Annotated in this window: 22 protein-coding genes and 1 pseudogene; 8 read left to right on the plus strand and 15 right to left on the minus strand. The window is 68.0% G+C overall.

Annotated elements, in window-relative coordinates; genetic code table 11:
* Positions 1-78: 78 nt before the first annotated feature.
* Genes ACQP1N_RS25630 through ACQP1N_RS25640 form a run of 3 tightly spaced genes read right to left on the minus strand, consistent with a single transcriptional unit; the run spans position 79 to position 1,276 of the window.
* Positions 79-267, minus strand: a complete 189-nt coding sequence (locus tag ACQP1N_RS25630) for a DUF397 domain-containing protein (RefSeq protein ID WP_165488476.1) — start codon at positions 265-267, stop codon at positions 79-81.
* A 2-nt stretch (positions 268-269) separates the two neighbouring features.
* Positions 270-464 carry a DUF397 domain-containing protein gene (locus ACQP1N_RS25635; RefSeq protein ID WP_067808085.1) on the minus strand — a complete coding sequence of 65 codons (195 nt, stop codon included), beginning with the start codon at positions 462-464 and terminating at the stop codon, positions 270-272.
* Positions 461-1,276, minus strand: a complete 816-nt coding sequence (locus ACQP1N_RS25640; RefSeq protein WP_067808083.1) for a helix-turn-helix domain-containing protein — start codon at positions 1,274-1,276, stop codon at positions 461-463. The genes ACQP1N_RS25635 and ACQP1N_RS25640 overlap by 4 nt, the downstream gene beginning before the upstream one ends.
* A 178-nt stretch (positions 1,277-1,454) precedes the next feature.
* Between ACQP1N_RS25640 and ACQP1N_RS25645 the strand changes: the two genes are divergently transcribed.
* The 6 genes and pseudogenes from ACQP1N_RS25645 to ACQP1N_RS25670 all read left to right on the plus strand — a co-directional run bounded on the left by ACQP1N_RS25645 (position 1,455) and on the right by ACQP1N_RS25670 (position 6,174).
* Positions 1,455-1,805, plus strand: a complete 351-nt coding sequence (locus ACQP1N_RS25645) for an ATP-binding protein (protein ID WP_165488475.1) — start codon at positions 1,455-1,457, stop codon at positions 1,803-1,805.
* Between the two features lie 135 nt (positions 1,806-1,940).
* Positions 1,941-2,306: pseudogene (locus ACQP1N_RS25650) on the plus strand (hypothetical protein); the annotation flags it as partial.
* Positions 2,307-2,590: 284 nt separating this feature from the next.
* Positions 2,591-3,556 carry a nucleoside triphosphate pyrophosphohydrolase family protein gene (locus tag ACQP1N_RS25655; protein ID WP_067807658.1) on the plus strand — a complete coding sequence of 322 codons (966 nt, stop codon included), beginning with the start codon at positions 2,591-2,593 and terminating at the stop codon, positions 3,554-3,556.
* Positions 3,553-4,134: a hypothetical protein gene (locus ACQP1N_RS25660; RefSeq protein ID WP_067807655.1), complete on the plus strand. Its 582-nt coding sequence runs from the start codon at positions 3,553-3,555 to the stop codon at positions 4,132-4,134. The genes ACQP1N_RS25655 and ACQP1N_RS25660 overlap by 4 nt, the downstream gene beginning before the upstream one ends.
* Positions 4,134-5,099 carry a TylF/MycF/NovP-related O-methyltransferase gene (locus ACQP1N_RS25665; protein WP_067807665.1) on the plus strand — a complete coding sequence of 322 codons (966 nt, stop codon included), beginning with the start codon at positions 4,134-4,136 and terminating at the stop codon, positions 5,097-5,099. The genes ACQP1N_RS25660 and ACQP1N_RS25665 overlap by 1 nt, the downstream gene beginning before the upstream one ends.
* Before the next feature lie 46 nt (positions 5,100-5,145).
* Complete coding sequence (locus ACQP1N_RS25670) at positions 5,146-6,174, plus strand: nucleotide kinase domain-containing protein (RefSeq protein ID WP_165488474.1); 1,029 nt, start codon at positions 5,146-5,148, stop codon at positions 6,172-6,174.
* Positions 6,175-7,137: 963 nt separating this feature from the next.
* Here the strand turns inward: ACQP1N_RS25670 and ACQP1N_RS25675 are convergent.
* A complete protein-coding gene (locus ACQP1N_RS25675; RefSeq protein ID WP_067807653.1) occupies positions 7,138-7,332 on the minus strand; it encodes a DUF397 domain-containing protein in 195 nt (64 codons plus the stop codon).
* A complete protein-coding gene (locus ACQP1N_RS25680) occupies positions 7,329-8,144 on the minus strand; it encodes a helix-turn-helix domain-containing protein (RefSeq protein ID WP_067807651.1) in 816 nt (271 codons plus the stop codon). The genes ACQP1N_RS25675 and ACQP1N_RS25680 overlap by 4 nt, the downstream gene beginning before the upstream one ends.
* A 180-nt stretch (positions 8,145-8,324) precedes the next feature.
* On the opposite strand from ACQP1N_RS25680, the gene ACQP1N_RS25685 reads away from it, so the two are divergent.
* Positions 8,325-8,675 (plus strand): ATP-binding protein, encoded by a 351-nt coding sequence (locus ACQP1N_RS25685; protein WP_165488472.1) that lies wholly within the window; start codon positions 8,325-8,327, stop codon positions 8,673-8,675.
* Between the two features lie 353 nt (positions 8,676-9,028).
* On the opposite strand, the gene ACQP1N_RS25690 is transcribed toward ACQP1N_RS25685, so the two are convergent.
* The 9 genes from ACQP1N_RS25690 to ACQP1N_RS25730 form a co-directional block, all read right to left on the minus strand.
* The gene (locus ACQP1N_RS25690; RefSeq protein WP_433227154.1) at positions 9,029-9,775 is read right to left on the minus strand and encodes a DUF6069 family protein; all 747 of its coding nucleotides are present in this window, start codon (positions 9,773-9,775) and stop codon (positions 9,029-9,031) included.
* Positions 9,776-9,780: 5 nt separating this feature from the next.
* Positions 9,781-10,779 (minus strand): RNA polymerase subunit sigma-70, encoded by a 999-nt coding sequence (locus tag ACQP1N_RS25695; protein WP_067808078.1) that lies wholly within the window; start codon positions 10,777-10,779, stop codon positions 9,781-9,783.
* Between the two features lie 64 nt (positions 10,780-10,843).
* Positions 10,844-11,143 (minus strand): hypothetical protein, encoded by a 300-nt coding sequence (locus ACQP1N_RS25700; RefSeq protein ID WP_433227157.1) that lies wholly within the window; start codon positions 11,141-11,143, stop codon positions 10,844-10,846.
* A gap of 64 nt (positions 11,144-11,207) precedes the next feature.
* A complete protein-coding gene (locus ACQP1N_RS25705) occupies positions 11,208-11,471 on the minus strand; it encodes a hypothetical protein (protein ID WP_433227159.1) in 264 nt (87 codons plus the stop codon).
* A 2-nt stretch (positions 11,472-11,473) separates the two neighbouring features.
* Positions 11,474-12,856: a hypothetical protein gene (locus tag ACQP1N_RS25710; protein ID WP_433227161.1), complete on the minus strand. Its 1,383-nt coding sequence runs from the start codon at positions 12,854-12,856 to the stop codon at positions 11,474-11,476.
* An 86-nt stretch (positions 12,857-12,942) separates the two neighbouring features.
* Positions 12,943-14,049 carry an SRPBCC family protein gene (locus ACQP1N_RS25715; protein ID WP_433227163.1) on the minus strand — a complete coding sequence of 369 codons (1,107 nt, stop codon included), beginning with the start codon at positions 14,047-14,049 and terminating at the stop codon, positions 12,943-12,945.
* Between the two features lie 259 nt (positions 14,050-14,308).
* Positions 14,309-14,800, minus strand: coding sequence for a hypothetical protein (locus tag ACQP1N_RS25720; RefSeq protein ID WP_433227164.1), 492 nt, complete (start codon positions 14,798-14,800; stop codon positions 14,309-14,311).
* Between the two features lie 83 nt (positions 14,801-14,883).
* A complete protein-coding gene (locus ACQP1N_RS25725; protein WP_433227166.1) occupies positions 14,884-17,415 on the minus strand; it encodes a multicopper oxidase domain-containing protein in 2,532 nt (843 codons plus the stop codon).
* A complete protein-coding gene (locus ACQP1N_RS25730; protein WP_433227168.1) occupies positions 17,412-18,533 on the minus strand; it encodes a hypothetical protein in 1,122 nt (373 codons plus the stop codon). Before ACQP1N_RS25730 ends, ACQP1N_RS25725 begins: the two co-directional genes overlap by 4 nt.
* Positions 18,534-18,596: 63 nt before the next feature.
* Between ACQP1N_RS25730 and ACQP1N_RS25735 the strand changes: the two genes are divergently transcribed.
* Positions 18,597-19,385 carry a DUF2249 domain-containing protein gene (locus tag ACQP1N_RS25735; RefSeq protein WP_433227170.1) on the plus strand — a complete coding sequence of 263 codons (789 nt, stop codon included), beginning with the start codon at positions 18,597-18,599 and terminating at the stop codon, positions 19,383-19,385.
* 73 nt (positions 19,386-19,458) lie between these two features.
* Here the strand turns inward: ACQP1N_RS25735 and metH are convergent, their stop codons facing one another.
* Positions 19,459-23,064, minus strand: coding sequence for a methionine synthase (metH, locus tag ACQP1N_RS25740; RefSeq protein WP_433227172.1), 3,606 nt, complete (start codon positions 23,062-23,064; stop codon positions 19,459-19,461).
* Between the last annotated feature and the right edge of the window lie 73 nt (positions 23,065-23,137).

Raw genomic sequence — 23,137 nt, forward strand, 5'->3', positions numbered from 1 at the left:
CGAAGCCCCGGGACGTGAGCCGGTCCAAGGATGAGAGGGCCGTACCGAGGGCGAGGGTTCGGCTGGACGGGAGGACGGTCAGCGGGCCGGGTACCGCTTGACCCGCTCGATCAGGCTGGCGAACTCCACAACGGACAGAGTGAGGTGGCCACCGTCCGGATCCTTGCTGTCCCGCACTCCGATGCCCGGCGAAAGACGTCCCAGCTCAACGCAGTGCTCATCATTTGCTCCGCCGCTGTGAGTGCTCTTACGCCACTGCACGATCATGGTTACCGCTCCGGGTGCTGCTTGATCTGCTCTACCAGACCGGCGAACTGGGCAACGGAGAGGGTGAGGTGGCCACCGTCCGGGTCCTTCGAATCCCGCACCCCGATCCCGACCCCTGGCGCAAGTCGTCCCAGCTCAACGCATACCTCGTCGGTTGCTGTGCCGCTGTAAGAGCTCTTGCGCCACTGGACGGTCATGGGCACCTCTCCAAGTAATGCTTGATCATGTCGCGCGAAGCGTCCTGAGATTCGGCCTTTGCGCCGATACGTTCGAAAGTAACAGCAAAGTCCTTGATCTCGTCGGGCATTTCGATCAAGCGACCGCCCTTCTGCGCTCCTGCGTATGCGATGTCGCGGTCCTGCAAGCCGATGAGCTGGAAGAATCCGTCCGCGCCAAGGTGTTCACCCGCCGAAAACGGCACGATCCGAAGGATGACGTACCAGCGTTGTGACAGCTCCAGGAGATACTGGAGCTGTGCCTTCATGACCTCTCGGCCACCGACCGGACGTGCGAGGACTGCCTCGTCCAGAAGCGCCCAGATGTACGGGGGATCCTCTCGCTCCATCACAGCCCGCTTGCGGCTGACCCGGCCAGCCAGCATGCCTTCGACGTCCTTGGCCGTGTTCATGCGGACGTAGGCCCGCGTGTAGTCGTCGGTCTGGAGCAGCAGCGGGACCGCCTGCCCGTGGAAGACTTTGATCTCGACCGCCTGTCGCTCGTGCTGGCTGTACTGCTTGAACCAGTTCGGGTCGTGCGCCATGCGGGCGTACCAGAGCAGCAGTTCGAACAGCCCGCCGGTCTCGAACTTGACGTCGAGCCGCCTCGCGTAGTCGACCTGGAGCTTCGCGCGTCCGGCTTCGATGTTCGAAACGCTTGACCGCGCCATCCCGATGATCTTGCCCCACTGGGCGAGCGACAGCCCCTCCTTCTCCCGCATAAAGCGCAGGTAGTACGCGAGGAAGTGCCACATAGAGATCTTGGGGTCGAGCGGGTCTCGAACGATCACCATTGCCCCTCCATGTTTTTGCTTTTCGCTGATACAAGCAAAGTTAGGACATGGCCGTGATCCTTGTCACAGGAAATCGGAATCTCAGGCAAGGACGGGGACGATGGTGATGACGGCGACCGGAGACTTGATCCTCTCCCTTATGGGCACGCCGGCCTCAGTAGGGCTCGCACGCACCCTCGTGGACGCACGAATCCGCAAATGGGACTATTTCCACATTCTCGACAACGCGCTTCTCATCGTCTCGGAACTCGTCACCAACGCGGCCCGCCAGACGCCACGCGAGGAGATCCGCCTCCAGCTCAGCCGGGACTCCTACGGGATCACCATCGCCGTCTGGGACGCGGCCCACGAACTGCCCCGCGCCAAGCCGAAGACCGAACTCACCCTCGAAGACCTCGACCTCTCCGAGGAGGCGTTCGACGACAACGGCGGCTGGGGCCTCCACATCATCCAGGCCCTCTCCACCAAGTGCGGCGTCACCGGCGACCCCGCCGGGGGCAAATGGATCTGGGCCCGCATCCCCTCGTGACCGGCCTCCGGCAACGGTCCACACGCGCACCGACCTGCGGCGTGTTGTCATCATGCAGAGGGGGCATGACGACAACACGCCGCTTCCCATGAATGCAGGAACGCGCCCCTACGCCCCCCCAAGCCCGACCCTGAACGTCTGTACGACTGGGCCATGGCCGGCCTGGGGCCGCATCCCGGCGACGACCTGGCGCACCCGAGGCATTCCAGCGCTGGCCGTTGGTGCGCCGCAGCCTCGCCGCCCAACGGACAAGGCGAACTCGAACTGGCCTTCTAGCAGTACTTCGGCCCCGCCGGCACCCCAATGCAGGAACTGGTCCGCGTCGCCGGTGTCCGCCACATCACCCTGGCCATGCTCGCCCACGCCTACCTCGCCGTCACCGCCGCCCACGCCCCAAAAGCAGCCGCGGCTTGGTCCCTGCTCCGCCGCACCCGCCAAGCCCGCGCCCGCAGCACCCACTACTGGAAACGCCGGCTCCGCCACCACCACATTCAGGTCTAGATCACAGACCCTGATAGCAGTACTAGGAGGTAGCGCGCCAGGAGTTTGCGGTTCCAGACGTCGAAACCGTTCGAGAAGGGTGATCGAGGGCGGTCGTCCGCCCGACGTGGTGTCCCCGACGAGAATCGCGTGATGCCCTGATCCTTTTGCCTTGGGCACGTCAGGTGTTCGTGGCCTATGTGGGACAAGTGTGATCAGTGAAACAAATAGGCGGTAATGCGCCAGCTAGACTCCAGCGTGTCCGCTCGTCTAGATAACCGCTGATTGCCTGGTCGGGGGCGCTCATGGACTTCGCGTCCTTTCAACTCGCCGCTCATGAAACCAGCCGCCTCAAGCTCGGCGGCCCGCAGGCGGCGATCGCTCCAATGCTCGGCCTCGCCAGCGAGACGGGCTCAATTCTCAACGTTTATCGCAAGTACTTGCGCGACGGCTTTGATTTGGCCGCGAACCGGGAGTTCTTGCGCGAGGAGCTGGGCGATCTGCTGTGGTACACAGCGGCCGTCGCCACCGCGTTCAACCTTGACTTGGAGGACATTGCAGCGGCCAACCTTCAGCGCACACGCGACCGCTATCCATCACCATCGCTTGGCGAGCCGCTGACCGGCCTTCCGGTATTTGACGCTGAGTTCCCTGAACAAGAGCGCTTCCCCAGGCGTTTGGTTCTCGCCTTCGCCGAACACCCCACCTCATCCGGTCGTCAGACGGTCCTGCTCACCTTGGTGTCCGCTGAGCCCAACGCTTTTCCCGATGGCCCGGTACGGTCCGACGGCGACAAGGTGATCGGCTATCAGGTTGGCGACACCATCGGCGATCCCTTGACGGACAACACCCGACGTACCGACGCCTACCGCTACCACGACGCGATCCATCTCGGCTTCATGGCCGTCTTGAACTGGTCTCCCAACATGCGGTCGCTGCTGCGCGTGAAACGCAAGTCCAACTCGACGACCGATGAGTGTGAAGACGGGGCACGCGCCATCTTTGCCGAGGAAGGCCTGGCGGCAATGCTCTCGCGCCTGGCGGTCCGCCGGTCCGCCTTCCAGAGCGAAACCGGCATCGACGGCGAGGTGATCGACGTGGCCAAGGCCGCGGCAGCTGATCTCGAAGTCGAGACGCTGCCCGTCTGGCTGTGGCGACGAGCCATCCAGCAAGGCTTCGGCGCGCTTCACCAGCTCGCCGCAAATGAGGGTGGTTATCTGGTGGCTGACCTCGACACCCGCACGCTGACGTATCAGAAGGTGCTGGCGTGAGCGAGGACGTCCGGTTCAAGGTGGCGGTCCGCAGCCTGCATCGTGAGAAGAACGCCGCTTACGGTCCCGCCTGGAAGCGGCGAGGCGAGCTGATCTCTGTTCTCGCGAACATCGCGCGCAAGGTGGATCGACTGGAACAGGCGGCAGCCGGTGCCCCAGCCACACGTGACGAAAACCTGCTGGACACCGTGGTCGATCTCCTCGTGTACAGCCTGAAGTATCAAACGTACTTGGCCGACCAGGACGAAGCCGTTGGTCGCGGCCTGCTGGGTGGCCGGGTTCAACCGCCCTACAGCGACGGCCGCGGTGGGTTCGAGGGGCTGCTGGAAACGCTCGACCTTACCGTGCTGGACGATCCGGACGTTACGCCTTCCTTGGCTGAAGCCGCCGGTCACGTGATCACGTCCTTCAGCGAGGTGGAGCAGTGCTTCATGGAAGCACTGCCGCCGGCACCCGTTCCTGAGCGGTTGACGCGGGCGATCAATCTCACGTACGCCACTACCGAGGTTGTTGGAGTCCTGCGGCGTGAGGCACCTGCCCTATACGTTGACTTCCTTGCCACATGGGAGGGTGAGTGATGCGCGCCGAAGACTTCGCCAAACTGCGCGAGGATCTTGAACGCGAGCTCTTCAGCGGCGCACGGTCCGTTGGCATCCTCGGCTTGACCGACGTTGCACTACGCCTACTCGATGGTTTGGCCGTCTCCGGCTTCATCGCCGCTGTCGGCGGCATCTTCACCCCGTCGCCCGAAGAGCCGCCGATCACGCCGCATGTGCCCGTGCTCCCCATGGAGGGGCTGAGCCGCGCCAACCCGGACGCGTTGGTGGTGGCGTCCGACGAAGCCAAGCAAGATCTGCTGCTTGCGGCGCTGCCGTACATCCAAGGCACACCAAAGGTCATCGTCGCCGGGTATGGGCACCTGGATTTCCGTGACCAGGTGTACGACGAAGAACGAGCGCAACTTCTGGTACCGAGCCTGGCCAATGGGTATCCGAACAGCTTGCCGCACCTGTACCAGTGCCTCATGAACGCCGCTCGACTCGACCTTCAAGGTGTCGTGGCCGAGTTCGGCATGTTCAAGGGCGGAACAACCATGTTCCTGTCCCGCGTGGCCGAACGCCTCGGCATGAGCTGGCCCGTTATCGGTTTCGACAGCTTCGCCGGATTCCCACCACGTCGAAGCCCTCTCGACATGTATGACCACCCTGATTGCGTGTTCACCGATCTGCCGGCTGTACGCCGCTATCTCAACGGCCGTAACGTCGAACTGGTTCCTGGTGACATTGTGGAGACAGCCGCGCGCCTGGAACACGAGGACGTAGTGGTGAGCTTCGTGGACACCGACAACTACAGCTCGGCACGGGCAGCGCTGGAAGTCGTCCAGGAGCGCACTGTGGTCGGCGGAGCCATCGTGTTCGACCACTTCACCGGAGTTGACCGCTTTCGGTACACCATCGGCGAACGCATTGCGGGACTGCCGCTGCTGGATGACTCGCGTTACTTCCACCTGCACGGTACTGGCGTGTTCTATCGTCAGCGGTAAGACCCGTGCCGCTTGTAATGATCATGAGATTGTAAGACAGAGAGTGATGATGCGACCACCTAAGCCCCGATCCGGCATATACGAATATTACTGGAACTTCGCTTCTAAGCGGCAAGCAGCATTTGAGCGTCGTGTTGCCGGCGCTCCTGCACCATGGACAGATGACCCGATTCTGCAGACCTTCAAGTTCTGCAACGTCTTTCGAGCCGCCGACCGCGTGAGCCAGTATATGATCCGTGACGTGTGCTACCACGATGAGGACTGCACACCAGAAGACCGGCTGTTTCAGATCCTGGCCTTCCGCACTTTTAGCAAGATAGAGACGTGGCGGAGTGTCCGCACTTTCCTCGGCCGCTACCCAACCCTCGATGACCTCGGTGACGGCTCGTTCACCGAGGCGTTAGAACGGGCCAAACAAGAAAACGGTGGCCTATATACCGGAGCGTTCATCCTGTGCGCCACTGACGCTTACGGTCAGGGTCTCAAGCACCTGAATCATGTCGAACTGTTCCGCCACATGTTCCTTAGCGACGCTCTCGGGGAGCGTCTGCTCGAAGCGACGTCGCTGCGTCAGGTCTACGATCTGCTTCATGGCTACCCGCTCATGGGTGACTTCATGTCGTACCAGACAACCATTGACCTGAACTACTCCGATCTCCTCGCCTTCTCGGAGAACGAGTTCACTCAAGCAGGCCCCGGGGCACTGCGCGGGATCAAGAAGTGCTTCGAGGATCTGGGCGACTACAGGCCTGCCGACATCATCCTCTGGATGGTCGACAACCAAGAGAAGGAGATGGAGCGGCTCGGGCTGCCGTTCAATGGTCTATGGGGGCGACCACTGCACGCAATTGACTGTCAAGGGCTGTTTTGTGAGACCGACAAGTATTGCCGGGAAGCGGCACCAGAGCTGACCAGCGCCCGCAAGCGCATCAAAGCCAGATTCACCCAGTCAGCCGAACCAATGGCGTTGTTTTTCCCGCCCAAGTGGGGAATCAACGACAAGGTGCCGTCCGGCAACGTGTTCAGCGCACCCTCTCCAGTGGATGCCGTAGTCGAACAAGCGTCGCTGTTCTAATGCGTCAAGGTGATCTGGATCAACCCCGATCCACCGATGGTGAATCGGGGGTTGATCTTTCGGCCATTTTGGTGAGGTTGTCGGGTGCTCGCGGGCAGGGGTGATCGGCTGGCCTGTCCGGCTTTCCACGTGTTCGGCCCTGGCGGGCGCGAGGGGCAGGGGCGGTGAATCAGAGTGCGCGGTGTCCCCGGAAGAACCGGCCAACTACCGTCCAGCCGGCACCATCAGCCACAAGCGTGGCCGTCCCGTGAACCGTCGCCTGCGAGCACAGCCTGAGTAAGGACCTGAGGGGTCTCTCAGCCGTAACTCAGGGGAAGGAGGTCTATGAGGACGGCCGCAACACCGCATTCAGGTGGGCGCAGTCCCTCGTAGATGAGGAACGCGACATTGATTACGACCGTAACGAGCCTCCCAACGAACTGAGTCGGCAGGGCGGATTCTTCCTATAGAGGCAAGCCCCTGATAACTGGCGCCTGAAGAAGGTTCTCGACCGAGCCGAGGCAGGTGTCCTCAAGCACGAGCTTCAGGAATGACAACGAGGCCATTCTGTAAACGGCGGCCGAAGTTTTCACCCGTCGACACCCGGAACGGGACGGGACGCACGGCGCTGATGCCGGGGCCTGGACGGGCGCCGGAGTCCGGGACGGGGATGGGACGTGTTGGGAAGTGGACGTCCGGAGGCGGGAGCCTCGGGGCCAGATGGGCGTCGATCGGTGCTTGCGGACGATCGAGAAGCGGCGTCCTGGGCAGCGGACCGCGATGGGCGACCGCCACCCCAGGACGAATGATCCGCCCGCAGCCCCCTGGAAATGAGCAGGCAACGGTGTGGTTCACCCCCGGACTCCGGAGGCTCAGGCGCAGGGGCGGGTGGACGCAGAACGCAACGCGCCCCGGGATGTGAACCGGCTCAAGGATGGGAGGGGTCCGTACCGAGGGCGAGGGTTCGGCTGGACGGGAGGACGGTCAGGGGGCCGGGTACTGCTTGACCTGCTTGATCAGGCTGGCGAACTCCACAACGGACAGGGTGAGGTGTCCCCCATCTGGGTCCTTGCTGTCCCGCACCCCGATCCCGACCCCTGGCGCAAGTCGTCCCAGCTCAACGCACTGCTGGTCACTAATGCCGCCGCTGTAACTGCTCTTCCGCCAATGGACGATCATGAGTACTGCTCCAAATACTGCTCGATGAGGGCACGCGAGGCGTCTTCGGGGAGGGCCTTCGCCCCGATACGTTCGAACTTAGCCGAAAAGTCCCTCGCCTCGATGGGTCCCTCAATCAACCGTCCCCCGTTCTGGGCACCGGCGTAGGCAACGTCCCGCTCTGGAAGACAGATGACCTGGAACGGCCCGTCGAACCCGTGGTGAGCGCCCGCCGCAGTCGGCACGATCCGCATGATGACGTTCGGTCGGCTCGCCATGTTGAGCAGGTGGTTGAGTTGGTGCTTCATAACCTCGCGTCCCCCGACAGGACATGCCAGCACGCTCTCATCAACAAGCATCCACAGCATGGGCGCGTCCGAACGCTCCAAGATCAAGCGTTGCCGCTCCACCCGCGTGGCAATCTCGGCCTCGATGTCCTTGGTCGCCTCCGTTTCGAGCATCGCGCGAATGTACCCCTCGGTCTGGAAGGGGCGCGGTATCGCCTTCCCGTGGTAGGTCTTGATCGCAGTGGACGTCTTCTCGTACTCCATGCACTGACGCGCCCAGTCCGGGTCGTGCGCCATTCGGGCAAACCAGAGGATTAGCTGAAAAAGCAGACCTGTCCCATAGTGCTTGTCGAGCAGCCGCATATGGTCATCCTGGGGGCGTCGCCTGCCCGCCTCCATGTTGGAAACAGTCGAGCGTGCGACCCCGATGATCTCGCCGCACTGGGCGAGCGATAGACCAGCCTTCTCCCTCATGAAACGCATGAAGAAGGCCAGGAACTGCCACATCGAGACCCGGGGATCCAGAGGTTCACGGACGGGGGGCATCGCGTCTCCCTAGTTTTCAACTCCCGTGGGTACGCCAAAAGACTAGGCATCTCGGGTGATCCTTGTCACAGGAAATCGGAATCTCAGGCAAGGACGGGGACGATGGTGATGACGGCGACCGGAGACTTGATCCTCTCCCTTATGGGCACGCCGGCCTCAGTAGGGCTCGCACGCACCCTCGTGGACGCACGAATCCGCAAATGGGACTATTTCCACATTCTCGACAACGCGCTTCTCATCGTCTCGGAACTCGTCACCAACGCGGCCCGCCAGACGCCACGCGAGGAGATCCGCCTCCAGCTCAGCCGGGACTCCTACGGGATCACCATCGCCGTCTGGGACGCTGCCCACGAACTGCCCCGCGCCAAGCCGAAGACCGAACTCACCCTCGAAGACCTCGACCTCTCCGAGGAGGCGTTCGACGACAACGGCGGCTGGGGCCTCCACATCGTCCAGGCCCTCTCCACCAAGTGCGGCGTCACCGGCGACCCCGCCGGGGGCAAATGGATCTGGGCCCGCATCCTCTCGTGACCGGCCTCCGGCCACAGTCCACGCGCACACCGACCTGCGGCGTGTTGTCGTCATGTAGAGGGGGCATGACGGCAACACGCCGCTTCCACGTCCGGTGCCGCCGCGCACCGCGTGGGAGGCGTGCGACGGCGAGGTCGGCCAGGGTGAACGCGACCGGGTACCCGATGCGTCCCGCCCGAAGCGGATGGCGTTTGGTCTTCATCCCGCAAGGTGCCCGGTGCTTCTTCGCACGCGCGACTCGGCTTTCGAATTGACCAAGAAAAGGGACCTGGAATGGAGGGTGGCAGCACCGGGGGCCGTGTTAGTGCGCTCGCGCACGCCCTTGCGCCGCGCGTTGTCCTGTTGCGGGATCGTCAATCGGTCCGGGTGCGCAGGCTCCGCGCCAGGGTGGGGATCATCACCGTCGCAGGGACGAGGTGCAGCCCGAGGAGGGCGGTGATGGTGGCGGTGTTCGCCCCGGAGAGGAAGGGCGGGACCAACGAGATCGCGGTCAGCGACACTGCCGTCCACACGAATCGCGCGGCGGGGCGAGCGCTCCAACGAAGAAGAGCGACGGCAATGACGACGCCCACGACCGAGAAGAAGCCGGTCACCACGGCGAACCCGGGCAACGGGATCGACTCGCCACCATCGGGGACCTCGAAGTTGACGCCGACGGCCTGGGCAAGCGCAGCGGCGAGGGTGGTGGCCACCATCGCCGCGAGCGTGGCAACGAAGCCGGTGCCGGCGAGCCCGCGGAGTCGGTGGGTGTGGCTGGTCTGGCCCGATGCCGGGCCTGCGGCGACCCCGGTGTCATTCATGCTGTTCATGTCTTCCTCCATCATTCGGTGACTGGCGTAGGGGCGCGTTGACTGGCATGTGACGGTCCTGGCCCTGGGGGTGACGATGCGCACCCGCGCCGTGCGACGGCCGGGGTTCCGCAGGGCGCGGACGCCGGTGCCGCGGAGCCAGAACCCGGCGTCGCGTCCGAGGACCGGCCCGGGCTCGCCGTCGCGCAGCTCCAGCTGCACCCGCCCGCGGGTGACGACGCCGAACGCGTCGTACCACTCGGCGGCGACCACCGCGACACGCGCGCCACCGCGTAGCGCGAGCGTCCGCACCGGGACTACTCCGTGCCGTCCGCCGGCAGGCGCTCCGGCAGCCCGAGCCGCGGGAACTGGTCGTCGTGGAAGATGACGATCTCGGTGATCGTCCCGCCGGTGACGCGCAGGACGTCGATCGTCAGCGGCAGGTACGCGCCCTCCCGCTCCCGCCAGAGGTAGAAGGCGACGGCGGGCTGCCGGTTCACGGAGGTGGGGACGGCGCGCAGGCCCTTCAAGCGCTCGAAGCCGTCCTCGACCCAGTCGTTCACCACCGTGTCGCGGCCGACCTGCAGGCCCGGCGTGGGCGGCATCGAGCAGCGGACGTCGTCCCGCAGCAGTGCGGCGAGCCCGTCGATGTCCGTGGCCACACTGGCGTCGGTAAAGCGGCGCACCAGCTCGCGCGTCCCGGCGTCCTCCTCGCCGCCGGTCCAGTCCTGCCGCTCGGCGGGCAGGTGCTCCCGCATGCCGGCGCGGGCCCGCTGCAGCGCGCTGTTCACGGAGTTGACCGAGTCCCCGAGGAGCTCCGCGACGTCCTTCGCCGGCCAGCCGAGCACGTCCCGCAGGATCAGCACGGCCCGCGTGCGCGGTGCGAGGTGCTGGACCGCGACCAGGTACGCCAGCTCGATCGTCTCCCGTGCGACGGCGACGGTCTCCGGCTCGTCCGCGTCGCCCGCGGGCAGCTCGTCGAGCAGCCGGTCCGGGTAGGGCTGCAGCCACGGCACCTCGCCGCCGGTCGCGGGCTCCGGGCGGCGCTTGGCGAGCAGGTCCAGGCAGGCGTTGGTGGCGATCCGGTACAGCCAGGCCCGGACCGTTGACCGCCCCTCGAAGGTCTCCCGCCGCCGCCAGGCACGCAGGAACGTCTCCTGCACGGTGTCCTCGGCGTCCTCGAACGACCCGAGCATCCGGTAGCAGTGCACGTGCAGCTCCCGCCGGTGCCGCTCCGCCAGCCCCGAGAACGCCGGCTCCTCGACCTCGCCCAGACCGCTCACGCCCAGCTCCTCCAGCCGCGTGTCCGCCCTCATCGCGTCATCCTTCCGCCTCGTCGTGTCCCGTCATAGTTGTGACGGGTGCGGGCGCGACAACTCATCACTGGGGCCGGTCGATGAGCCTGCAGATGTCATTCTCGTCCACCCACACGCGCTTGCCGTTATAGATCTCGGCCAGCTCCCGCATCTCGGTGGCGGCCGTCGCGGTCGAGGCGATGCGGACACCCTCCTGCCGGGTGAACGGGGCCTGCGCGAACGAATGCCCCTCCATCATCAGCCACCAGGCGTCCATGATCAGTTGTAGCGGGAACGCCTTGTGGCTCGGGAAGCGTGCGGCGTCCGGGTGGCGCAAATTCACTCGCCCGGTCAGCGTCCGGTCGTCGCGTTCGTCGAGCGACACCGTGACGCGAGAGTGCGACAGGCTGCTGCGGCACGGGCTGCGCCGTCTTCCCTGCCCTAGGTGGTCACCTGTCCGGTGGGTCGGGGGGCAGCTTCGCGGCGATCGCGTAATGGATCTGGACGTCGTGGTAGGTGACGTTCTCCTCCACCTCGTCCGGCAGGTTGGTGCGCACGCTTCCGGACGTGGACTCCTCGGCGGCGTCCTCGGTGAACACCACCGAGGTTTCGGGGACGGCGTTGAAGCGGAGTTCGTCGGCCTTCACCTTCGCCGTGAAGAGGATGTCCGCCGTCCGCCGGAGCTCCTCCCCGGGATACTCGTCACGGCCCACGATCAGTCGCCTCCCCCGCGGGACGAGCCAGGCTGGTGGGAGACCATCCGGAGCAGCGCCCGCCCCAGGTCGCGCACGGACTCCTCGGTGTCCTGAAGAGCGGACTGGAGCGCCGTGATCTCCTGGTCGCCGCCGGCCGCCTCCCCGTCGCCAGGGTTCGCGGCCTGGTCTTTCTCCGGTTCCTCGGCAGGCTCGTCTTCTGAGCCGTTCCCATCACCGCCGGCCTGGTCGGATTCTGCGTTCCCCTCGTCCGTGGTGCCGCCTTCGTCCGCTGCGCCGGTGACGCCTTCGGCGGTCTTGCCGGCCGTCTCCGCCGTCTCCGCGACACCCTCGCCGGCCGTCTCCGCCGCACGGCCTGCGCCCTTGCCGGTGGCCTCCGCCGCCTGCCCGGCACCCTTACCCGTGGCCTCCGCCGCCTGCCCGGCACCCTTACCCGTGGCCTCCGCCGCCTGCCCGGCACCCTTACCCGTGGCCTCCGCCGCCTGCCCGGCACCCTTACCCGTGGCCTCCGCCGCCTGCCCGGCACCCTTACCCGTGGCCTCCGCCGCCTGCCCGGCACCCTTACCCGTGGCCTCCGCCGCCTGCCCGGCACCCTTACCCGTGGCCTCCGCCGCCTGCCCGGCACCCTTACCGGTGGCCTCCGCGGCCTGGCCTGCGCCCTTGCCGACGTCTTCGACCGCACCGCCCGTGCCCTTACCGACGTCGCGGACGCCCTCACCGGCGCCCTTGCCCACATCCTCGACCGCACCCCCGGCGCCCTTGCCCACGTCCTCGACGGCGCCCCCGGCACCTTCACCGACGCTCTCGACCGCGCCCCCGGCGCCCTTGCCCACGTCCTTGACGGCACCTCCGGCGCCCTCGCCGACGCTCTCGACCGCGCCCCCGGCGCCCCGGCCGACCTCCTCGACGGCACCCTTGGCGCCCTTGCCGACCTCACCCACCGCGGTGCCGGTTCCGGCGCCGATGTCGCGTGCCGCCGCCTCCACGCCGCGTGCGAGGTGCCGGAGTATCTCCGGGTTGCGGTCGAGGGTGGTCAGGACACGGTCGAGGATCACGGCCACGTTGTCGAGCCGGACCTTGAGCTGCGCCTGCGCCTCGACCCCCTTGATCTCCAGGTTGACCCTGCCGAGGAAGACGTCGGCGCCGACGTTCAGCTTGAGCAGATCGAGGACCTGGGCGACGAGGGACACGTGCGCCTCAAGGTTCTCCAGCTCGAAGGAGATCTCGTCGACCTTGAGCAGGGGGACGTCGAGATAGACGTCGGGTTCCTCGCTCGGCCTCGGCCGATCGTCCGGAGTCAGGGTCCTGCCGGTCAGGCCCTCTTCCTCCGGGTTGTTCTGCTCACGGTCAGGCTTCTTCGGCTTGCCAGACGCGGTGTCGCCCATCGTTCCCCCCGAGGCTCGCAGGCGTACATGCCCTCGCTACCCGTCGCCGATCAGCGAAAACGTCGTGGTCGGGCCTGGTGCGGGAATCAGGTGCTCTTGGCCTTCTCCTTGGGCCGCTCCTCGGATTCGGTCTTCTCGCCGCCCTCCTCGGCTTCCTGCTCCTCGCCGCTCTCGGCCTCCTCCTCGGGCTTCTCTTCGCCCTTCTCGGCCTCCTCTTCGGGCTTCTCTTCGGGCTTCTCTTCGGGCTTCTCTTCGGGCTTCTCGGCCTCCTCTTCAGGCTTCTCTTCGCCCTTCTCGGCCTCCTCGGGCTTCTGTTCCTCGGCCTTCGACGCCTCCTGCTCCTCCTTGAGGGCGTCCTCGTGGGTCTTGACCACCTCGCCGTCGCGGATCTCGCCGCGCCAGCCCTCGATCTCGTCCTGCCTCAGGATCGCCTGCGTCATCATGTGCCGCTTGATGTGCTTGAAGTCCAGGCGGAGGCGGCGTCCCTGGGCGCGCCACAGGTTCGCGGTCTTCTCGAAGAAACCGTCCGGGTGGTACTCGGCGACCAGCAGGATCCGCGTCATGTTGGGCGACAGCTCGTGGAACGTCACGGCACCGTCCACATAGCCCTTGGCGCCCTTGGACTTCCAGATGATCCGCTCGTCGGGCACCTGCTCGATGATCGTGGACTCCCAACTGCGGTGGGACAGGAAGATCTTCGCCCGCCAGTTGAGCTTCTCGTCGGACTCCTGTTCGACGCTCTCCACCTTCTTGGTGAATTTCGGGTAGTCGGCGAACTGCGTCCACTGGTCGTAGGCGACGCGGCGCGGCAGTCCGACGTCGAACTCCTCAAGGATGTTGGTGACCTTGGGGCCGCCGCGCCCTCCCTCCTTCTTGCCGCCGCCTGCGCCGATGGTCTCCTTCACCTTCTCCTTGGCGCCGGTCATACCCGCGCTGAGGCCCGCCTTGAGCGGGGATTCGCCCTCGGCGAGCTTCTTCACACCGGCGGCCGCCATCTTCGTGCCGGCTCCCGCGCCGGCGGCGTCCGTGGCGTCGTTCAGCCGCTGGGTCACCCCCTGGATCTTGCCGCTGGCCCCCGCGAGGGTTCGCACCATGAGCGCCTGGAGGAGTTCCCGTCCGGCTTCCTTGAGCTGGTCGATGGGGAGGTCCTGTACCTGGCCCTGGCCAGGGGTTCCGCCACCCGTTTCCGTCATGGTCATCACTTCGCTCGGTCGATGATGGTCCGGCTGGGAGGAGCCGTTGGGACGCGACCCTGCCGTCCCGAACGGCTTCCCCCCGCTACTGGCATAGCCCCATAAACCGACACGAAACGACCACAAAAGGCGCTGACCAGCGAAAAGTGAAGATCTACCGCCCTTTTCCGAAGCTGGAGGGGCCCTTTCCCCTGTCCCGGCCCAGCGGCCGAGATCCGGGTTCAGATCCGGCGATCGGCGTGATCCTCCTCCAGGAGCGTCAGTCCAGAAGGTCTTCGACCTTGTCGATGACAGCGGCACGCTGAAGCCAGCGCTCAAGCTGATCGGTGTCAGTGCAACCCGTGACCCGCTCACGGATGTCATTCGGAACAGCGATCCCACGAGAGTCCAGCACCAGCAGAACCGCCTTCGCCTCGCCCTCCGCACGGCCCTCGGCGATGTGGGCCTTGGCGAAGTCCGACTGCCACTCGTAGTTCGCGATCGGCATGATCTCCGCCAGAAGCGTGCTGGCGGCGGCAGAGAACCGCGTCATCAGGTAATCATGGTACTGCCGTCCGCTGTCGCCGGGGAGGGCGTCCAGGGCGACGGACACGCTGGTCAGGACGGATTTGGCGTCCGGTCCGTCGGCGTGGGCGGGGGCGCTGAGCACCGCCAGCTCGGGGAGCCGGCGGGCCTGCTCGGGGTCGGTGATGGCGGGCAGCATCCCGGGGTGGACGGTCAGGGGCTTGAGGACGAACTCGGGGTGTCCCATGTCGATCGGCTCGCCCCATCCCCCTGTTGATCAGCACTTCGGGGGGCGGCGAGCACGGTTTTCGGATGGCGGTCATGGGTGCGTCAGCCGGTGACCTTCAGGATGCCGTGGGCGCCGGCTTCGCCGTGCCGCATGTCGTGGTCCACGAACGGGTAACGGCCCGCCTCCGGAACCACCGTCTCCACGAACCCGCCCTGGCCCGGCGCCAGATCCAGGATCTGCGCGCCACCCGGATCACCCCGGCGCAGCAGATACGCCCCCTCCTTGTAAAGCGTGTCGAACTGGGCGCCCACGACATGGAACGCCGTCCCCGACGAAGGCCCGGCATCCACCACCCACACCCGCACCCGATCCCCCGCACGAGCGGTCAGCGGGGCACGGTCATAACCCGAGGCGGTGCCGTTGAACATCCACCCGTCCGGGCGGCCCCCGGCCATCTTGGCCACCTGCCCCGCCGACCCCGGCACCCCGAGATACAACTCCCCCTGCACCAGCACATACTCACGATCCACCCGAGACAGACCCGGCGGATCAATGATCACCGCGCCGTACATCCCATTGGCGATGTGCTGCAACATCGGCATCGTCGAACAGTGATACAACCACGCCCCCGCCCGCCCAGCGGTGAACCGGTACGTCAACCGCTCCCCCGGCCGAATGGTGCGCATCGGCACATCGGGCGCCAGCGTCCCGGCATGAAAATCGATCCCATGCCCCATCGCGCCGTCGTTGACCAGCGTGATGACGAACACATCACCCACCCGGCCGCGCAGCACCGGACCCGGCACCGTCCCACCGAACGTCCACATCGTCTGCCGCACCCCCGGCGCCACCTCCAACCCCCGCTCCGAAGCACGCAACTCCACCCGATGCACCCGACCCCCGGGCGCGGGCTTGAGCGCCGCGTCATAGGGCCTCCACCCCGCCGACATCGACCCCATGAAATCGATCGGACCCGGCCCCACCGCCCGATGACCCATCGACGGCATCGACGGCGCACGCCCCGCATGCCCCTCGTGCCCCGTGTGCCCGCCGACCGTCTTGATCTGCATCGTCATACCGGCGGCACGATGACCGGGCACCGTGCACCAACCCTCAACCGTCCCCCGCACCGACGGCACCGTCAGCGTCGCCGACTCCCCCGGATCCAGCATCGAAGTCGCCTGACCCGACGCCAACCGCAGATCATGACGCATCCCATCCCTGTTCGTCACCCGCAACACCACACGCGCACCAGGCGCCACCTCAACCGTCCCCGGACGAATACGCATCCCGACCAAACTCACCTCCACCACGCGAGTACCCGAGGCGGCGACCGTCTGAGGGGATGAGTCGCCGCCGCCCGCCGTCACCCCGACGGCCAGGGCGGTGAGGAGGACACCGGCGGTGATGCCCGCGACGACCGGGGACGGGCGGTGGGACCGGAGAATCGTCGCGACCGCCAGCAGGACGAACGCGGTCAGCGCGGCGAGGACAGCGATCCATCCGGCCCGGTCCGCCCATTCGGGCACCGGGAGGACGAGCAGCGGCACCGCGACGTTGATCGCCGCCACGCGGACCGGCCAGCCGCGTTCGATCAGGGCGGCGTTGGCCTTCAGCGCGGCCGGTCCGCCGCCCAGGACGACGGGCAGCAGGAACGTCAGGGCACCGACCAGGATCTGCCCCACGAACCCCACCAGGATGAGCGGAAGCAGCCCGGACAGGCTCTGCCGGGACGCGTCCGCGACCAGGGTGACGGCGAACCAGGCCGTTCCGGCGGCGAGCATCCAGGACGCGGCCGTGTGCGGGCGGCGCCGCCTGAGCGTCCGGACGAAGGGCACGAGGGCCAGCGCGGCGGCACCGGCGTACACCAGGAGACCGGCGGCGACGGCCCACCGCGACTCGGTGAGCAGGCCGCCGACCGCGAGTCCCAGTCCCGGCACGGCGGCGCGGAGGGACCAGCGCGCGATCCGGCCCGTCCCGTCCACCATCCGGGTGCGCAGGACGGTCGGCCAGAGCGTGAACAGCGTGCCGAGCACGGCCAGCCCGATCCAGCCCAGGATGTTGACCTGCTCGTGGGCGGCGTGCATCGGCTCGTGCCGGCCGGGCGGGACGCGGCCGGAGGCCATCAGCCCGCCCAGCGTCCCGCCGATGATCAGCGCGACGCCGGCCCACAGGTACCAGGCGATGACGTGCGCGAACCGTCCGCTCAGGGCGCCCCGCCCGCGCAGCGCCAGCACGGTGATGTGCGCGGCGACGGCGGCGACGACCGTCACGGCGCCGCCGGCGGCGAGCGCCGGGAACCCTTCGGAAACGCCGCACAGCACCGCGGCGATCCCCGCGTTCAGCACCGCCAGCCGGGTCAGCGGCCACCAGGGCGGGGCCGCCGGGACGCGCAGCAGCGCGGCGGCGAAGTGCTCGGTCCAGGTCACGATGGCGTTGGTCACCGCGCCCAGCAGGAACACGTGGATCAGCAGCCACCGCGGCGCGGGCAGTTCGTGCCGGGCGAGGGCGGCGGCGACGGTCAGCGCCAGCCAGCCGAGCACCACCCCGTTGGCGACGGCGTGCCACACCGACCGCGAGCGGCGCGGTGCGGGGGACGGGCCCACCTTCGGGCGGGTGCCGATGGACGTCATGACCGTTCCCTTCCGGCCAGGCGGGTCGCCGCCACGGCGCAGCCACCGAAGAGCAGGAGCGACACCTCGCCGAGCACGCCCCCGGTCGCCCGCGCGGGGGTCACGCCGGACAGGTCGCCCGCGACCCGGAGCAGAAGCGAGGCGTGCAGCAGGACGAGCGGCGCGTACAGGACGGGGTGGTACGGAAACCGGATGCGCAGGACGGCGGGCAGGATCACCGGCGCGTGCCCGAAGACCATCGACATCACGAAGCCGAGGAACACCGCGTGCAGGGCGGCGTCGTAGGCGCCGGTCGCGGACGGGCGTCCGGCGGCGAGCCAGATCGTCCCGGCGGCGGCGAGCCAGGCGTATCCGGTGAGGAGGCAGGCGGCGGCGAAGCGGGGCAGGCCCGTCCCGCGGATCGTGCGGCGCGCGACGTCGTGGCGGGCGAGCCAGCCGGCGAGCGCGACCATGCCGAGGCCGGTGAGGCGCCAGCCCGGTTCCGGCCACCAGACGGAGACGGCCGCGCCGGCGGCCAGGACGGCCGCCGCGGCGACCAGGCCGTCGGAGGCGCGGCGGCCGAGGAAGGCGACGCGGGCGAGTTCGAGGCGTTCACCGGCGATCGTGAGGATGAGGAACGCGGCGAGCCAGGGAACGATGTCGCCGACCGTCCGGCCGCCGATCCACAGCATTCCGCCGGTGTACCAGGCGATGGCGCCCGCGATCTGGACGGTGAGGTCGCGTCCCGTCCGGCGGCCGAGAACCGTGATGTATATCGCGATGAGCCAGCCGCCGGCGGCGGTGAGGAGCAGGCGTCCGGGGACGGTGAGGCCGGCGGCGGTGACGAGGGCGCCGAGGCCGGCGAGGGCGGGGGACGCGTAGGCCCAGGGGCGCCCGAGGGCGACGGCGCGTTCCAGCGCGATCAGCGTGCCGAGGAAGCCGAGGGCCATCAGCGGGCCGTGCTGCTGGGCGAACGACGTGCGCGGCAGCGGGACGGCGAGGTCCAGCAGGCCGAGCGCGCCCCACAGCCCGGCGACGAGGGAGAGCAGCGCGCCGACCACGAGCGGAAGTCGGCGCGCCGCCGGGCGGGGCACGGCCCGGGGGCTTCGGCCGCGTACCCCGGTGACCTGATTCTCCATGTCAGCTATTATAAATACAAGTAGTGTTGTGAAAAACAGTCCGGCACGAGGAGTGCAGTGCTCATGACCACATCGACCGCGGACCCGCAGCAGGAGACGGTGCGGGCCATCCTGGACCATCACGAGCGGCTCGGCCGGGCCCTGGCCGACCACACGCTCACCATCGCCCGCGCCGCCGACCAGCTCGCCGCCCCCTTCGAGCGGCGCGACAAGCTCGTCGCGTTCCTGAAGGAGGAGATCGTCCCCCACGCCGCGGCCGAGGAGGAGACGCTCTACAAGGCGGCGCAGGACGTGCCGGAGGCCCGGCTCCTGCTGCGCGCGATGCTGCGCGAGCACGTCGTCCTGCGCGAGAAGGTCGCCGAACTGGAGGCGGCCCGGACGCCCGCGGAGGCGGTCGGCGCCTCGGCCACCGTGAACGCCCTGTTCCAGACGCACCTGGAGAAGGAGAACGAGCTGATCCTGCCAGCGCTCGTGGGCGCGGGCGTCGACCTCGGCGCGCTGCTCGCCGGGATGCACGACATCCTCGGCGAGGGGGCGTCCCACGGCGAGGCGCCCCCGGGCGAGGGGCACCAGTGCACCTGCGGCGGCCACGACGAGGCCGGCGAGCCGGGCGGCACCGCCGAGGTGACGGACGGGGAACTGGACGTGCGGGTCATCGCCCACGGGCAGCGGCACCCGCAGATCTTCGCGACGTTCGAGGCGCTGACCGCCGGGACGTCGTTCGTCCTCGTCAACGACCACGACCCGAAGCCGCTCTACTACCAGTTCGCCTCCCAGTACCCCGGCGAGTTCAGCTGGGACTACGAGGAGTCGGGCCCGGAGGTCTGGCGCGTCCGCATCGGCCGCCCCTGACCTCGCGCGAAGACACGCCTGACGGCCGCGGCGCGGTGGCCGTCAGGCGTTTTCTCCGTTACGCGGGTCTCCGTTACGCGGGGTCGTAGGCGAGGTTGGGGGCGAGCCAGCGCTCGACCTCGGCGACGGGCAGGTCGCAGCGGCGCGCGTAGTCCTCGATCTGGTCCCTGCCGACGCGCCCGACCGTGAAGTAGCGGGACGCGGGGTGGGCGAAGATCAGGCCGCTGACGCTGGCGGCGGGCGCCATCGCGTACGACTCGGTGAGCTTCATGCCGAGGCGGCCGGCGTCCAGCAAGTCGAACAGCGCCCGCTTCAGGCTGTGGTCGGGGCTCGCCGGGTAGCCGAGCGCGGGACGGATGCCGCGGAACCGCTCGGCGTGCAGGTCCGCCAGCGCGGGGTCGGCGTCCGGCTCGAACCAGGCGCGGCGGGCCTCCAGGTGCGCGTACTCGGCGAACGCCTCCGCCATCCGGTCGGCGAGCGCCTTCACCATGATGGCCTTGTAGTCGTCGTGCTCCGCTTCGAACTTCGCGGCGAGGTCCTCGGCGCCGAGGATCGTCACCGCGAAACCGCCGAGGTGGTCGCCGGACGGGGCCACGTAGTCGGCGAGGCAGCGGTTCGGGCGGCCCTCCGGCTTGGCCGTCTGCTGCCGCAGCATCGGGAAGCGCGGCCCGCCCTCCAGGACGATGTCGTCGCCCTCGGAGTGCGCGGGCCAGAAGCCGTAGGCGCCGCACGCCTCGAACGCGCCGTCCTCGATGATCTGGTCGAGCAGCCTGTTGCCGTCGTCGAAGAGTTCGCGGGCGACCGGCTGGTCCAGGATCGCGGGGTACTTGCCCTTCAGCTCCCAGGCCAGGAAGAAGAACTGCCAGTCGACCATCTCGCGGATCGCGGTCAGGTCCGGCCGGATGACCCGGACGCCCTCGAACGCGGGCGCCGGCAGGTCGCCGAAATCGACCCGCTCCCGGTTCTCCCGCGCCTGCCCGATGGTGAGCAGCGGGCGGCGCTGCTTCTTCTCGTGCTGCTCGCGCAGGCGGGCCTGCTCCTCGCGGTTGGCCTCGGCGAGGGCGGCGGCGCGGCCCTCGTCCAGCAGGTCGGAGACGACGCCGACGACGCGGGAGGCGTCCAGGACGTGCACGGTCGTCGCCTCGTAGGCCGGGGCGATCTTCACCGCGGTGTGCTGGCGGGACGTGGTGGCGCCGCCGATGAGCAGTGGCAGCCGCATGCCGCGGCGCTCCATCTCGGCGGCGACGGAGACCATCTCGTCCAGCGACGGGGTGATCAGCCCGGACAGCCCGACCGCGTCGGCGTTCTCCGCGATCGCGGTGTCGAGGATCTTGGCGGCCGGGACCATCACGCCGAGGTCCACGACGTCGTAGTTGTTGCAGCCGAGGACGACGCCGACGATGTTCTTGCCGATGTCGTGCACGTCGCCCTTCACCGTCGCGAGGACGATCTTGCCCTGGCCGCGGTCCTGCTGGACGCGCCCGGCGCGCAGGGCCTCCTCCTTCTCCTTCTCCATGAAGGGCTCCAGGTAGGCGACGGAGCGCTTCATCGCGCGGGCGCTCTTCACCACCTGCGGCAGGAACATCTTGCCGGACCCGAACAGGTCGCCGACGATCTTCATCCCGTCCATCAGCGGGCCCTCGATGACGTCGAGGGGGCGGGCGGCCTTGCGCCGGGCCTCCTCGGTGTCCTCCTCGATGAAGTCGACGATGCCGTGGACGAGCGCGTGCGACAGCCGCTGCTCGACCGGCGCGTCCCGCCAGGACAGGTCCACCTCGCGGACCGTGCCCCCGCCCTTGACGTTCTCGGCGAACGCCACGAGCCGGTCGGTCGCGTCCGGGCGGCGGTCGAACAGGACGTCCTCGACGAGTTCGAGCAGGTCGGCGGGAATGTCCTCGTAGACGGCGAGCTGCCCGGCGTTCACGATGCCCATGTCGAGTCCATTGCGGACGGCATGGAACAGGAACGCCGAGTGCATCGCCTCACGGACGACCTCGTTGCCCCGGAACGAGAACGACAGGTTGGAGATGCCGCCGCTGGTGCGGGCACCGGGGCAGCGCTCCTTGATGAGGGGCAGCGCGTCGATGAACGCCTTCGCGTACCCGTTGTGCTCGGCGATGCCGGTCGCGACGGCGAGGACGTTCGGGTCGAACACGATGTCCTCGGCGGGGAACCCGGCCTTCCGCGTGAGCAGGTCGTAGGCGCGCCCGCAGATCTCGACCTTGCGCTCGGTCGTGTCGGCCTGCCCCGTCTCGTCGAACGCCATGACGACGACGCCCGCACCGAAGTCACGGATGCGGCGGGCCTGCTCGAGGAACGGCTCCTCGCCCTCCTTGAGGGAGATCGAGTTGACGACGCCCTTGCCCTGGACGGTCTTGAGCCCGGCCTCCAGCACGCTCCAGCGCGAACTGTCCACCATGATCGGGATGCGGGCCACCTCGGGCTCCGTCGCGATCAGGTTCAGGAACGTCGTCATCTCCCGCTCGCTGTCGAGCAGGTCGGCGTCCATGTTCACGTCGAGGAGGTTCGCGCCGCCGCGCACCTGCTCCAGCGCCACGTCCACCGCGGCCTGGTGGTCGCCCGCCTCGATGAGCTTGCGGAACCGCTTGGAGCCGGTGACGTTCGTCCGCTCACCGATCATGATGAAGCCGGTGTCGGGGCCGATCTCGAACGGCTCCAGGCCGCTGAACCGGCTGGCCTTCGCGGGCCGCACGACCTCGCGGGGCGCCATGCCCCGGACGGCCGCGGCGATCTCGGCGATGTGCGCGGGACTCGTCCCGCAGCAGCCGCCGACCAGGTTGACCATGCCAGCCGCGGCGAAGTCGCGCAGATGGCCGCTCGTCTGCGCGGGCGTCTCGTCGTAGCCGCCGAACGCGTTCGGCAGGCCCGCGTTCGGGTGGCAGGCGGTGTAGGTGCCGGCGATCCGCGCCAGTTCCTCCACGTGGGGCCGCATCTCCTCGGCGCCCAGCGCGCAGTTCACCCCGACGACCAGCGGCTCGGCATGCTCGATCGACCGCCAGAACGCCCCGACGGTCTGCCCGGACAGCGTCCGCCCGGACAGGTCGACGATCGTCACCGAGATCCACAGCGGCAGGTGCGGGGCGACCTCGCGGGCCGCGGCGATCGCGGCCTTGGCGTTCAGCGTGTCGAAGATCGTCTCGATCAGCAGCAGGTCGACGCCGCCCTCCGCCAGCCCGGCGATCTGCTCGGCGTAGGCGTCCTTGACCTGGTCGAAGGTGACGGCGCGGTAGGCCGGGTCCTCGACACGGGGCGACAGCGACAGGGTCACGTTGAGCGGCCCGACGGAGCCGGCGACGAACCGTCCCCCGTACTCGTCGGCCGCCTGCCGGGCCAGCCGGGCGCCCTGCACGTTCATCTCGTGCACCAGGTTCTCAAGGCCGTAGTCGGCCTGGCCGATGCTCGTCGCGGTGAACGTGTTGGTCGTGGTGATGTCGGCGCCGGCGTCGAGGTACTGCCGGTGGACGTCCAGGACCACGTCCGGCTTGGTCAGGTTCAGCAGGTCGGGGTCGCCGGTGACGTCCTTGGAGTGGTCGCCGCCGACGCGGTCGCCGCGGTAGTCCTCCGGGGTGAGCCCTGCGCCCTGGAGCATCGTGCCCCAGGCGCCGTCGAGCACCGCGATCCGCCGGTCCAGAAGCTCGCGCAGATTGTTCTGAGTCATATTTCTTCGAGCACCTCCCATTCGCGTGGGAGGCGCCCTTGCGGAAGTCGGTGTCGGGGGCCGAGCGTGGCGG

It is taken from the genome of Actinomadura formosensis, assembly GCF_050948385.1.
Classification (GTDB): Bacteria; Actinomycetota; Actinomycetes; order Streptosporangiales; family Streptosporangiaceae; genus Spirillospora; species Spirillospora formosensis.

Coding starts and splice junctions, on each gene's coding strand:
- ACQP1N_RS25720 (WP_433227164.1), bottom strand. CDS start 14,800: ATGGGACACCCCGAGTTCGTCCTCAAGCCCCTGACCGTCCACCCCGGG.
- ACQP1N_RS25725 (WP_433227166.1), bottom strand. CDS start 17,415: ATGACGTCCATCGGCACCCGCCCGAAGGTGGGCCCGTCCCCCGCACCG.
- ACQP1N_RS25665 (WP_067807665.1), top strand. CDS start 4,134: ATGCGCGCCGAAGACTTCGCCAAACTGCGCGAGGATCTTGAACGCGAG.
- ACQP1N_RS25640 (WP_067808083.1), bottom strand. CDS start 1,276: ATGGTGATCGTTCGAGACCCGCTCGACCCCAAGATCTCTATGTGGCAC.
- ACQP1N_RS25680 (WP_067807651.1), bottom strand. CDS start 8,144: ATGCCCCCCGTCCGTGAACCTCTGGATCCCCGGGTCTCGATGTGGCAG.
- ACQP1N_RS25675 (WP_067807653.1), bottom strand. CDS start 7,332: ATGATCGTCCATTGGCGGAAGAGCAGTTACAGCGGCGGCATTAGTGAC.
- ACQP1N_RS25730 (WP_433227168.1), bottom strand. CDS start 18,533: ATGGAGAATCAGGTCACCGGGGTACGCGGCCGAAGCCCCCGGGCCGTG.
- ACQP1N_RS25695 (WP_067808078.1), bottom strand. CDS start 10,779: ATGAGGGCGGACACGCGGCTGGAGGAGCTGGGCGTGAGCGGTCTGGGC.
- ACQP1N_RS25715 (WP_433227163.1), bottom strand. CDS start 14,049: ATGACGGAAACGGGTGGCGGAACCCCTGGCCAGGGCCAGGTACAGGAC.
- ACQP1N_RS25630 (WP_165488476.1), bottom strand. CDS start 267: ATGATCGTGCAGTGGCGTAAGAGCACTCACAGCGGCGGAGCAAATGAT.
- ACQP1N_RS25655 (WP_067807658.1), top strand. CDS start 2,591: ATGGACTTCGCGTCCTTTCAACTCGCCGCTCATGAAACCAGCCGCCTC.
- ACQP1N_RS25670 (WP_165488474.1), top strand. CDS start 5,146: ATGATGCGACCACCTAAGCCCCGATCCGGCATATACGAATATTACTGG.
- metH (WP_433227172.1), bottom strand. CDS start 23,064: ATGACTCAGAACAATCTGCGCGAGCTTCTGGACCGGCGGATCGCGGTG.
- ACQP1N_RS25635 (WP_067808085.1), bottom strand. CDS start 464: ATGACCGTCCAGTGGCGCAAGAGCTCTTACAGCGGCACAGCAACCGAC.
- ACQP1N_RS25710 (WP_433227161.1), bottom strand. CDS start 12,856: ATGGGCGACACCGCGTCTGGCAAGCCGAAGAAGCCTGACCGTGAGCAG.
- ACQP1N_RS25735 (WP_433227170.1), top strand. CDS start 18,597: ATGACCACATCGACCGCGGACCCGCAGCAGGAGACGGTGCGGGCCATC.